Below are 11,496 nucleotides of genomic sequence, written 5' to 3' on the forward strand. Positions count from 1 at the left end.
GTCCCGCCCGTCCAAAAAGGACGGGCGGGACGCCCATCCCACTTTCAAGAGTGGAAGTTATTTAATTGTCATTCCTAAACAAACAAAGTCCGCCTTCGCGGACTTGAAGAGAAGATTTTTAATTACTAAGGACTATTCTTTGCGCTCGATTGCTACAGTCAAATGAGCCGCAACTGCCCCCACTGTAGCAAGTACAGCAGCAATGGGAAAGACTACTGATCCTGCAACGCCACCTACCAATCCCGCCATCAGCGGAATGTCTGCCAAAGTCCGCCCTTGCGAGTTTTTGATGACGAGGCGGCGGAGTTTTCCTTGCTGAATTAGTTCTTTGACTTTGCCAATTAGGCTGTCGCCGCTAATCTTAAATTCTTCCACTCTGACTTTTTCCTCGGTTGCAAATTCTGAGGTGAATACATGAGTTTCAACTGTTGGGTTGGCTGAATTTCCGGCCGCTGCTGTTTCGTCTTGTAGAATTGTTACTTGTTGTTCTAGTTGTGAGTTCATTTTGTGTAAGGGCGGGTGAAAACCAGCCGTTTAATTTCTATACCCTTATCTTCGGCGATCGCACTTGGGAATGACAGGCAAGGAAACCCTACAATCTGCATTCGTACTTTCCACCCCCGCCTTTTTACTCAAAAGATTATTTTTGTGGCGTTATATCAGGGCGGGTTTATCTCTTCCGAAAGGTAGAGAAGATATTAGTTTAAACAACCCGTCTCTACATACCAGTAAGGTGCGTACTGCTAGTCATGTCAAGGTGGCGGCTGTCTGTTGAATCCTTAAGTTGAACACCGATCGGCGATCGCTTGCACTTACCCAGAAAGCTAACGATTTTGCTTGCCTAATCTCGGCTGAAAACAGATAACCTTAACGGACTTTTCGCTGATCTGTTTAAGCAGTCGATCGGCACGACTTCTTATCAATACCCGATCGCGCAACGGGTAAAACGGGAGAAGCAGTTGTTGAAATAAAAAGAGCGATCGATTATGGAAGCGCGATCGCGGTTATTTGACTAACGATAGTTTGAGCCGTAGAGAGAATTTCCAAGGCGGCGAATCGGGTTGAAACTGCGATCGATCGCCTGTCTAGCAGCAACTATATCTCCATAAGATTGTATAATAGCAGGTAACAATGAGACTTCTATTTTGCATCTTTACATAAATTTATCGTTAATAATTCCATTGATTCAGAACCACAAACTGATTATTGAGTTTATATTCGGCTGTCTCTAAATTATCAATTGCCTTCACTATCGCCTGATAACTCATATTCTTAGAAGCTTCAGAATTTTGATATACTGCCAAAATTCCTGAATGTTCTGGGTTCGCTTGATGCAATTGCTGAAAGTCATCACAATTACGTGTAAGCACCACTCTATCATTTTCTCTGGCAGCGTCTAGCACGACTGAATCTGGATGATTCATTAAATCCAATGTATTGACTGTGGCTACATCGTGACCGGCTGCCTGAAGAAGATTGACTAAATACTTTGCTTGAGAGTCTTCGTCAAGCAGCATTCGTAGACTCAACTTGGACTCCTTTTACTTCCAATCGATAGCGTTCCTCGTCTGCTTCTAATTTTAAAAGTTCTTGATTATTCTCACAGTAATCAATCACCTCATAGATAGCAGAAAGTGGTAAATCCCAGTTTTCGGCGGCTTGTTCGGGTGACATCTGATTGGCAGTCATGTCTCGCCAAATAGTCGATGCCAGTAATTTACGTCCCTTAATGTAAAGTTGTTTGCGCCAAGGATGAGGACGTGCAATTAAATATTGCCAATTCTCGATTTCTGGTGTACTTTGCAGGGATTGAACGATCGCACCTAGCAGGGCAAGGCGATCGCTGACTGATAGTTGGCTGGCTTTTTCTTTAAGCTCTTGCAAGGACATAAAAAAATACTCCAACAAAGGTTGGTATTTGAATTATAGTACAAGGGGAGCGCGACCGCGACTATTTGACTACCGATAGTTTGAGCGGTAGAGAGAATTTCAGGACGGCGAATCGGGTTGGAACTGCGCTCGATCGCCCGTTTACTGATTAGATCGACTCGTCTACTTAGCAGTGCTTCGAGTTCTTCCTGCATTTGGGCGTGATCGAGTAAACCCCTTTTGGCTATGGGGGCAAAGGCAATTAGGATATCGATGTCGCTGTCTGCATGAAAGTTGTCGTGAAGGACAGAACCAAAGAGGGAGAGTTCGATGATTTGCCACTGTTGGCAGAATTTGGTGATTTGTTCAATTGGCAGGGCGATCGGGCTTTTCATTCAGCCTCCTCAATCTTTCTCTAGAGCCATTTCAGCAAATAGTTTCGGTAATTTACAGGTTTGACACCAAGAGCTTATAGAGCGAATTGAGCGATCGTGCTTTTGTACAGTACGATCGCGTGGCTCGATCGCAGAGCGCGATGGTGAGCAATGCTGCGGCCGCTGGGTGGTCAAAAGTTGTCATAAAACTTCTTGCAATTGCAAATCCGGTTTGAATACTCCTTTTATCTATTGGTCTTGGAAGACTAACTTTGTTTGTTTAGTCGCGATTTAAATCTCATAATTATCGAGGGGAAACAACCCGGATATGATTTGTTTACCGCCTAGCCGCTTTTTAGCACCTTGTGTTAGTGTATTTTTAAGCATGGTTTGGCGCTTGATGCACTCTAAATAATTTCGCAATGTGGGCCTCTGATTCTTGAAACTCATGTTACTAATAAAACTGTGTTTTTGCGGTTCATTGTGAGTTGCTCCGGCGGCGACTGTGTTGTGAATTAGAAGTTAAACGGCTCCGTGCGAGCGTCAGAATCTAATTTAGAGTTTTGTACGGAATAATGTAAGAACTCGGTTGATATAATTGTAATAGTAGTTCAATAACTACTGAGAACGCACGAAAAAGTAGTCAGATATCACTCCGGCAGCAGGTGCTGTATCAACAGCTTTTAATCCGTGTGTTTTTTTTACTACCTAAATTGCCTTGCAACGACTGAGACGCTACCTAATCAAGTAGATCGTCATCTCAGAAACACTTACTTTTTTGGAGTACACAATTTTATGACCATAATAATGCAGCTCTTAATCCACTTTAGAGGTGGAGTTTCTTTTGTTAGGAGTTCTGTACTTGCGGTTGGAAAACATTTTCGACTTGGGATAATTTTGGCTTTAGCGTGTCTTGCTTGTGTTTTGAGTTATGTTCCTGCTGTTTCGCAAACTTCGCCAACTCAGTTACCTAATCCCCTAAAAATAGGAGTCAGGACTTCTGCTTACGAAATCGGCAATACTGTAAGTATAAATCAAGCGGGTGGTTTCTGTGGTACTTTTGGCGAGGAGCTAAAGCAGGAGTTAGCTAATAATGGTAAACAAATTGAAGTTGAATATTATGAGATTAAGAATGACGGTCTCGGCCACAAATACCCAAGATATCATGGTTTGAAGACAGATAATTTTCAAGAAAAAATTAATATTGAATGTGGTCCAAATTCAAAATCATCTAACAATCTGGAAACTGCTAAAGGCATTGATTTTTCAGACCCTTTCTATGAAACAGGGGTGAAGCTTCTATTACCACAGAAATTGGCTTCTGATTTAGATTTACAGTCTCGGAAGCTGAGAAGTATTAAAGTTGGTGTTGTTGAAGAAACCACAACATCACTTTTGTTGCGAGGTATTGTGGATAATATTGATAAATATGACACGAGGGATGAAGCTTTAGATGCTCTTGATGCTGAAAAAATAGAGGCATTTGCTAGCGACGCGCTTATTTTGCAGACTATCCTCGATCGGGAAACTCTCTCTAAAAGCCCATACAGACGAAAAGGATTCACTCTTTTCAAAAAAGACGGTTACTTAACAGACTCAATAGAAGAATATGTTATGGCAGTCGAGGCTAAGGAAAGATCGACATTCTCCGATGAACTAATTGACTCGATAAATCGGACATTGAAGCGAGATACAATATCTCAAGCTAAACAAAAATTAAAGCAGATTGAAAATCCTACTCCACCTGCTCCACCTACTTCAATTACTCCACCTACTCAAACTACTCCAGATATACTACGATGGTTGCAGGAGTTTTTGTCGAGTATATTTACTGAAATATTGGGTGTATTTATTACACTATTGAGTACGTTTATTATACTACTAAATCGTACAAGGCGCGGACAAAGGGAACATCTAAAACTTTTTTTGTGGATTTTATTTGCGGTATTGTGTGTATTAGGATTTATAATCATAATTGCGATTTGGCTGCAATACAAAAAGCTTTAACTCTAAGTGCGTTAGACTGTGAGTAAAGACTAATGAAATAGAATTGCTACATACAAGTGCAACCGGACTCGATCGAACTTGCGTTAAACTAAGTCAGGTAAATGACTTTGTATACTCATGACTATTTTTACTCTGCGATCGATCAAAAAAGACTTCGGCATCAAGGAACTCTTGACAGATGCCAGTTTCAGCCTGGATGAAGGCGATAAAGTCGGACTCATCGGCACAAACGGTTCCGGGAAATCAACCCTGCTGAAAATGATTGCAGGCTTGGAGTCGATCGACTCTGGCGATCGCTGGGTCAATCCAGGGTCTACAATTGTCTATCTCCCCCAACAGCCGGATTTAGACGAAAATCACACTGTCTTAGAGCAAGTATTTGCCGACAGTGGCGAACAAATGGCTTTAGTGCGCGAATACGAGGAAATTTCCGATCAATTGTCCCACGGCAAAGGCGATACAGACAAGTTGATGGCGCGTCTGTCTGCGGTGTCTGAACGCATTGATGAGGTGGATGCGTGGGATTTGGAAACCAAGGCGAAATTGATTTTGACCAAGTTGGGGATTGAGGATTTTGATGCGAAAATTGCCGATTTGTCCGGCGGCTACCGCAAGCGAATTGCCTTAGCAACAGCCTTGTTGTCCGAGCCCGATGTGTTGCTGATGGATGAACCGACAAACCACTTGGATGCGCTGTCAGTTGAGTGGTTGCAGAACTATTTGAACGGCTATCGCGGTGCTTTGCTGCTGATTACGCACGATCGCTATTTTCTCGATCGCGTTACCAATCGCATCCTAGAGATCGATCGCGGCGACCTTTACAATTATGCTGGCAATTACGCTTATTACTTGGAGAAAAAAGCCTTAGCTGAAGAATCCGCCGCCAGCAGTGTTCGCAAACACGCGGGTGTATTGCGGCGCGAATTGGAATGGCTCAAACGCGGGCCGAAGGCGCGCAGTACCAAGCAAAAAGCTCGGATCGATCGCATTAAAGATATGCGAGCCCAGGAGTTCAAAACAGCCAACGGCAAAGTCGAAATTGCCACAGCGGGCCGCCGGATTGGTAAGAAGGTTATTGAGTTACTGAATATCTGTAAAGCTTACGGCGATCGCACTTTAATTAAAGATTTTACCTACAATTTCACACCCGAAGACCGGATAGGAATTATTGGCTGCAACGGTGCGGGAAAATCGACGCTGATGGATATCATCACCGGACGCATTCAGCCGGATTCGGGTACTGTCGAAATTGGCACAACCATTCATATCGGTTATTTTGACCAGCATTCAGAGGATTTGACGCCGAACGAAGACCAGCGAGTTATTGAATACTTGAAAAGTGTGGCCGAGTTGGTGCAAACGGCGGACGGGGAAATCATTACCGCTTCTCAAATGTTGGAAAAGTTTCTGTTTCCACCGAACCAACAGTATGCACCGATTAACAAACTTTCGGGCGGGGAAAAGCGCCGATTATTTCTGTTGAAAGTGCTGATGAGTGCGCCCAACGTGCTGATTTTAGACGAACCGACAAACGACCTGGACGTGCAGACTTTGGCGGTTTTGGAGGATTATCTCGAAGATTTTAACGGCTGCGTAATTGTGGTGTCCCACGATCGCTATTTTCTCGATCGCACGATCGACATGGTTTTCGCATTGGAACCTGGCGGCAATTTGCGCTTGTATCCCGGCAATTATTCAGTGTATTTAGATTACAAGAAAGCCGAAGAAGCCAAGGAAATAAAAGGGCAAAAAGAAAAAGAAAAAGTTACGCGTACTGTTGAATCTAACAATTCAAAACCCACAAATTCCCCTCAAAAAGCTCCCAAAGTCTCCTTCAATGAGAAGCGGGAATACGAACAATTAGAAAGTCAAATCCCGAAAATGGAAGCTGAAAAAGAAGACATTGAGAAGATTTTGTCTCACAATGCTCCGAGCGAGTTTGCCGAGATGAAGAAGTTATCGGATCGTTTGGCTCAGTTGACGCAGGAGATCGATCGGGCGACTGAGCGCTGGTTGGAGTTGGCGGAACGGGTGGGTTAATTTGGGTTGTCCGAATGTTGTGTTTAGCTCCTGTTAATAATGACAGGAGCTATAGCAATCCTTGCAGGAGTCGTAAATTTTTTACCCCACCCCAACCCTCCCCTTGGTAAGGGGAGGGAGTAAGAAATTCACAAATGATTTAGGATTGCTATAGAGTAATTATGAGTGAAATAATCCCATGCTGAAACGAATATATATTGACAATTTTCGCTGTTTGGTAAACTTTGAACTTGACTTTGATGCCATTAATCTATTTCTGGGTTCTAACGGCTCGGGTAAATCAACAGTTTTTGAGGTGTTGCAGAAAATCCAAGCATTGGTCAGCGGCGACAGTAAGGTTGAAGGAATTTTCAAACCTGCGGACTTCACCCGCTGGCAAACTTTACAAATTCAGCGTTTCGAGCTAGAAATTCTCGGTAATGGCGGCTGCTACAAATATCAATTACAAATCGATGAGTATGGAGATAAATGTCGTGTTAGGTACGAGAGTCTGCTCTTTGATAACCAGCCTTTACTACAATTTGAATTCGGCGAAGTTCAACTCTATCGAGATGATTATTCACCGGGCCCGAAATACCAGTTTGACTGGTCGCAATCTATTCTGCCTTCATTAATGCCAAGAAACGACAACACGAAGTTAACTTGGTTTAGAGAACGGATGGCGCGATTTATCATCGTGCAAGTTGTTCCCAGCTTGATGGTTGATGAAAGTAGCCAAGAACAAATGCGTTTGAGTCCTCGGATGGAAAATTTTGTTTCTTGGTATCGCTACTTATCTGAAGATCAAGGTAAAATTGCTGAGATTGGAAATATTTTAAGAGATGTTTTGGATGGATTCAACAATTTTAAGTTTGAGCGAGTAAGCGAAGATAATTTGGTATTAAAACTGCGGTTTTCAGGAGAAAAAGATAACAGCAAGCCAATTGAATATCGTCTCAGAGAATTGTCGGACGGACAAAAAACATTAGTGGCTTTATACGCGCTGATTTACGGTACAAAATCGGAAGATTATACCTTGTGGATTGATGAACCGGAAAACTTTTTAGCATTACCATAAATTCAACCCTGGCTGATTGAGCTTTATGACCTTTGTAGCGATGAAAAAGTTCAAGCATTACTAATTTCTCACCATCCTGAGTTAATTAACTATCTTTTAGCTTCACGGATTGGCTATTGGTTTGAGCGTCAAAGCAATGCTGCTGTTCGAGTCAAACGAATTAGCAATGAAGTAGCTGACAATTCGGGATTGCCAGTTTCTGAACTGATTGCACGGGGATGGTTGAATGAGTCAGCGTAGAGTTCAGATTGTCATTCTCTGCGAGGATCTACAGCAGTTTGTTTTTGCGCGTTATTTCCTAAAAAGGAGAGGTTTTACAGGTAGATTTCGGGCTAATATTTGTCCGAAAGGTAGCCAAGCTGGAGAACAGTATGTACGCACTCAGTATCTGGCGGAAGTGAAAGCTTATCGCCAGAATAGAAACCGGGTGGCGATTGGATTAGTTGTGTTAATTGATGCAGATACGGGTACGCTGGCAGCAAGACTTAATTGGTTAGCTAGTGTGCTTGATGAACATAAGCAGGAAAATAGGGAACCGAATGAGGCGATCGCGATTTTTGTTCCCAAGCGCAATATTGAGACTTGGATACACTATTTGCAGGGAGATTATTTGCAGGGAGAAACTGTGAATGAAGAGGATGCTTATGCAAAATTTGAGAAGAATGAGGCTATTTGCAAACGCCCTGTTGAGGATTTAGCCGATCGATGTTATTCTCAGAGCTTACCAGAAAATGCGCCGCTATCGCTTCAGGCAGCTTGTGGGGAATTACAGCGGTTGTTACCACTGTTGCAGCCATGAGTTATGAGAAAATCTGCAACCTGTCATTACTGTCAAGCAAACTGACCAAAAACTTAAGACGGATAAAAGTCTGAAATCGTTGTCAAAGCTGCAAAGCCATCGCAAACAGCGGCAAAAAACCCGCTTTTTTTGCGATCGCCCCAAGTAAAGCTGTATGTCACAAACTGCGAAGCCCCGGAGGGTGGGGTTGACAAAAGCAGTAGAATATGCAGTAAAAGTCAGGGTAAGCAAGTAAGACTGGCAGCAGAAAACAGGGGCGAAAAGGCACAAAACAGGTAAAACAAAAGTCGATCGGGCAAAGTAAGTTGGTCGAGGACTAAAAATATGGTGATGGGTGAGATACAATTGACCTGTTCTGAGCCAAGAATTGGTCAACATCACAAGTATCCTGTAGAAGTCTGAAGTTGAGAATCTCAGGGTTGTCGAGGAGCGGGAGCAAACAGAAAACTATGCCTCAAAAAGTAATCGCCGAACAGATGTCTTTGGAATCAGCGTCAGAGCCGATCGCCGTGAGGGCGACGGTGGAAACAGTGCCAGCCGAAGCAGTGGCAGTAGAGTCCTACGCCGATCGGTTGATGGACGAACTGTTTGAAGGAGTCGATCGAGCATTCGACGGCAGCGGCGGACTGCCATCGGAACCAGTGCAGCCAGAATTCGTGGCCCTCAAGTCGATCTCGGTACCTCAAATAGTTTTGTCGCAGTTGGCACCCCCCCAGTCGCAGCGGGGCGAAAAAGACGTAGAAGCGATCGCCCGCCAAGTCGCCCTAGAAACAACCAAAAAACAGCAGTCCAAACAATCATTCGACAGAATGCTGCTGGGAGCAGCATTTGGGTCGCTGCTGCTAGTCATGGGGTTATGGCTCGCGAGCAGGTCGGGACTCGTGCGCTTGCCCGCCGCCCCCGCACCAGAGACACCCGCAGCAAGTGGCAAAACAGCACCAGACACCCCGTTTGTGGAATACGTGCAGCGCTCCCTAGAAGCGATCGAACAAAAAAAAGCACCCCAGGCTAACCCCCAACTTGCAGGAGTTCCCGCAGCCCCCACCCCAGGGACGCTGCCGAGCATTCAAATTTCCGGCGCGCCGCCGGCAACCGCAGGTCTTTCGACAGCAGTCAACCGCATCGCTGATGCCCTAGAACAAGCCGGCGCACAGCCGGGAGCACCAGCACCCCAAATCGTAGTGATCCCTCCCCCCGCTCAGGTGACTGTGGCTCCGCCTGCTCAGGTGGCTGCGGCTCCGGCGGCTCCTGCTGCTCCTGCTGCTCCTCAAACCGCGGCAGTTTCCCCCTCACCGGCTGCTCCAGCCTCCGGTCGTGCGATCGCCGCTGCGGGAAATCGAGATCCCCTCGCCGCTTCCCCTTCCCCCTCGGAGTCTCCCCAGCCAAAGATTTTGGCTCGCGAAACCGAACCGGCACCAGCGCCCGCAGCAGCCCAGCAATCTGCGCCCGCGCCCGAGCAATCGGCACCGGCCGTTAGCAGCGCCTCCACTTCCGCCCACACGCTGGTAGGGATTTTGGAGTTGGGCGATCGATCGGCTGCTTTGTTTGAAGTAGACGGCGTAGCCCGCAGAATTTATGTCGGCGAAAGCATCGGCGCTAGCGGTTGGACGCTGGCAGAAATCAAAAATCAAGAAGCAGTGATTCGCAAGGGAGGAGATGTGCGATCGGTTTTTGTCGGCCAAAAGTTCTAATCAGTCATCAGTTATGAGTCATTAGTCATCAGTCATTAGTTATGAGTTAGGTAATGGTAATTGGTGATTGGCAATTACGAGGCTGTACCTCACCGTTGAAAACAGTTAGTTATAATAACCGACAACTAATGACCGATGATCGATCGCCAGTGACTAAGAACCAATGACTAATAACTAATGACCAATGACTAATGACCGAAAGCATCCAGGATACAACCCCCCGGATTCATGTGTGGAGAAATAAAAAACCTGTATCCGATAAACTTGCCCCCGAATTTATCTCGCGCAAGTCAATGCTAAAATCTAAAATCTAAAATCTAAAACCTAAAATCGATTGACTGAGGAATTATAAAAAATGGGCTTATTTGATGATTTCAGCCGCTTTCTAGAAACCCGATTAGAAGAATTTTTGCGTAGCAATCCCCATCTCGAATTGCAGGCAATAGAAGAACAACTGAAGGAACAAGAAGAAGACACTCTGCGACTGATTCTCGATATCCAAAAACAAGAGAAAAAACTGCAAGCCGAAATTCTCTCCGCCGCCCAAGAAATTCAGCGCTGGAACGATCGCATCAACAAAGCTAAAGCTGCTCAAAGGCTCGATTTAGCTCAAGCCGCCCAAGAGCGACAAGCCGCTTTGCTGCGTCAGGGAAATCAGCGCTGGGGTCAAATGCAAGGCTGCAAAGAACGGATTGAAAAAGCAAAAGAACTGTACCGCCAAATTCAAGTACGGCGAAAAGAAGTCCGAGCCAAAGCGGCAGAAGCCGCAACTCGCCCTACCACTAAAACAGAGCCAAATTGGGATACAAAGGGTTGGAATCAGAGTTCAAATTATAACAGTTTTAATGCGGCAGATCCTTTAGAAGAAAAGTTTCAACGCTGGGAAGCAGACGAAGAACTCGATCGAATGAAGCGCAATATAGGCAGATAGGGCGTTGCTGATTTACGGTATGAAAAGCTCAATATGCAAGTCATATAAACCAGTACCCACAAAGCTTCCCGATTTCCCACTGATTTTTTTCATACCCTGATTAAGCAACGCCGATTTTGAAATAATATTCGTGAAGATTAGAGTAAAAAAGACAAATTATGCATCAAAAAACAGTTTTTAAAGTTAAATCTCTGCGGTTATTCACAACGGTTGCTCTGCTTGAGAAGGTGGCTCTTCGGGCAGCGGAATAAACTCTGTCTCTTGAGGAACCTGAGCAAAGCGTCCCTCTCTCCAATCGAGTTTAGCTTGCTCAATGCGCGAGTGCCGACTCGAAACAAAATTCCACCACTTATGGCGCTCACCAACAGGTTCACCGCCAATCACAATACAACGAGCCTTGGCTGAAGCAGAAATGTTTACTTCAGTGCCTGAATTTAGAACCGCTAACCGATGTTGTTCCAGAGGCTCTCCATCGATCGCAAGCCCCTCTGTTACGCTGTAAACCGCCTGTTCGCTGTAATGGCCCGGTAAGGTAAATTCTCTTCCAGCAGTCAGTTGCACGTCCAGATAAATCATGGGTGAAAATATTTGAACTGGGGAAGTGCGATCGTATGCCTCACCCGCAATCAGGGTGAACGAAACTCCTGCGTCCTGCTTCGTAAAACTTACCCAAACTTGACTAAAGCCATCTTTAGTCGCAATTCAGAACTCACTTCCTGCGCTGTTGG

The 11,496-nt window shown here is 45.0% G+C and carries 13 protein-coding genes; 6 read left to right on the forward strand and 7 right to left on the reverse strand.

Features of this window, described 5'->3' with window-relative positions; translation table 11 throughout:
- Positions 1 to 132: 132 nt before the first annotated feature.
- The 5 genes from QUA88_RS28330 to QUA88_RS28350 all read right to left on the reverse strand — a co-directional run bounded on the left by QUA88_RS28330 (position 133) and on the right by QUA88_RS28350 (position 2,448).
- Positions 133 to 504: a DUF4342 domain-containing protein gene (locus QUA88_RS28330; protein ID WP_333054619.1), complete on the reverse strand. Its 372-nt coding sequence runs from the start codon at positions 502 to 504 to the stop codon at positions 133 to 135.
- Between the two features lie 665 nt (positions 505 to 1,169).
- Positions 1,170 to 1,517 carry a DUF5615 family PIN-like protein gene (locus QUA88_RS28335; protein ID WP_333261075.1) on the reverse strand — a complete coding sequence of 116 codons (348 nt, stop codon included), beginning with the start codon at positions 1,515 to 1,517 and terminating at the stop codon, positions 1,170 to 1,172.
- Positions 1,507 to 1,890, reverse strand: a complete 384-nt coding sequence (locus QUA88_RS28340) for a hypothetical protein (protein ID WP_333261072.1) — start codon at positions 1,888 to 1,890, stop codon at positions 1,507 to 1,509. Before QUA88_RS28340 ends, QUA88_RS28335 begins: the two co-directional genes overlap by 11 nt.
- Positions 1,824 to 2,264 carry a nucleotidyltransferase family protein gene (locus QUA88_RS28345; protein WP_333261069.1) on the reverse strand — a complete coding sequence of 147 codons (441 nt, stop codon included), beginning with the start codon at positions 2,262 to 2,264 and terminating at the stop codon, positions 1,824 to 1,826. Before QUA88_RS28345 ends, QUA88_RS28340 begins: the two co-directional genes overlap by 67 nt.
- Before the next feature lie 52 nt (positions 2,265 to 2,316).
- Positions 2,317 to 2,448 (reverse strand): hypothetical protein, encoded by a 132-nt coding sequence (locus tag QUA88_RS28350; protein ID WP_333261067.1) that lies wholly within the window; start codon positions 2,446 to 2,448, stop codon positions 2,317 to 2,319.
- Between the two features lie 590 nt (positions 2,449 to 3,038).
- Here QUA88_RS28350 and QUA88_RS28355 point away from each other — a divergent pair.
- The 4 genes from QUA88_RS28355 to QUA88_RS28370 all read left to right on the forward strand — a co-directional run bounded on the left by QUA88_RS28355 (position 3,039) and on the right by QUA88_RS28370 (position 8,146).
- Positions 3,039 to 4,250 (forward strand): transporter substrate-binding domain-containing protein, encoded by a 1,212-nt coding sequence (locus tag QUA88_RS28355; RefSeq protein WP_333261064.1) that lies wholly within the window; start codon positions 3,039 to 3,041, stop codon positions 4,248 to 4,250.
- A gap of 117 nt (positions 4,251 to 4,367) precedes the next feature.
- Complete coding sequence (locus tag QUA88_RS28360) at positions 4,368 to 6,290, forward strand: ATP-binding cassette domain-containing protein (RefSeq protein ID WP_333275061.1); 1,923 nt, start codon at positions 4,368 to 4,370, stop codon at positions 6,288 to 6,290.
- Between the two features lie 178 nt (positions 6,291 to 6,468).
- A complete protein-coding gene (locus tag QUA88_RS28365) occupies positions 6,469 to 7,347 on the forward strand; it encodes an AAA family ATPase (RefSeq protein ID WP_333234238.1) in 879 nt (292 codons plus the stop codon).
- A 226-nt stretch (positions 7,348 to 7,573) separates the two neighbouring features.
- Positions 7,574 to 8,146 carry a hypothetical protein gene (locus QUA88_RS28370; protein WP_333054631.1) on the forward strand — a complete coding sequence of 191 codons (573 nt, stop codon included), beginning with the start codon at positions 7,574 to 7,576 and terminating at the stop codon, positions 8,144 to 8,146.
- A gap of 53 nt (positions 8,147 to 8,199) precedes the next feature.
- Here the strand turns inward: QUA88_RS28370 and QUA88_RS28375 are convergent, their stop codons facing one another.
- Positions 8,200 to 8,340 (reverse strand): hypothetical protein, encoded by a 141-nt coding sequence (locus QUA88_RS28375; RefSeq protein WP_333211745.1) that lies wholly within the window; start codon positions 8,338 to 8,340, stop codon positions 8,200 to 8,202.
- A gap of 255 nt (positions 8,341 to 8,595) precedes the next feature.
- Here QUA88_RS28375 and QUA88_RS28380 point away from each other — a divergent pair, with 255 nt between their 5' ends.
- Together QUA88_RS28380 and QUA88_RS28385 are read left to right on the forward strand one after the other, a co-directional pair.
- Positions 8,596 to 9,837 carry a hypothetical protein gene (locus QUA88_RS28380; protein WP_333054632.1) on the forward strand — a complete coding sequence of 414 codons (1,242 nt, stop codon included), beginning with the start codon at positions 8,596 to 8,598 and terminating at the stop codon, positions 9,835 to 9,837.
- Between the two features lie 355 nt (positions 9,838 to 10,192).
- Positions 10,193 to 10,768, forward strand: coding sequence for a TIGR04376 family protein (locus tag QUA88_RS28385; RefSeq protein WP_333054634.1), 576 nt, complete (start codon positions 10,193 to 10,195; stop codon positions 10,766 to 10,768).
- Positions 10,769 to 10,969: 201 nt separating this feature from the next.
- Here the strand turns inward: QUA88_RS28385 and QUA88_RS28390 are convergent, their stop codons facing one another.
- Positions 10,970 to 11,344, reverse strand: a complete 375-nt coding sequence (locus tag QUA88_RS28390; RefSeq protein WP_333234240.1) for a pirin-like C-terminal cupin domain-containing protein — start codon at positions 11,342 to 11,344, stop codon at positions 10,970 to 10,972.
- Positions 11,345 to 11,496 lie beyond the last annotated feature (152 nt).

The organism is Microcoleus sp. D3_18_C2, from assembly GCF_036702395.1.
In the GTDB taxonomy this organism is placed as follows: Bacteria; Cyanobacteriota; Cyanobacteriia; order Cyanobacteriales; family Microcoleaceae; genus Microcoleus.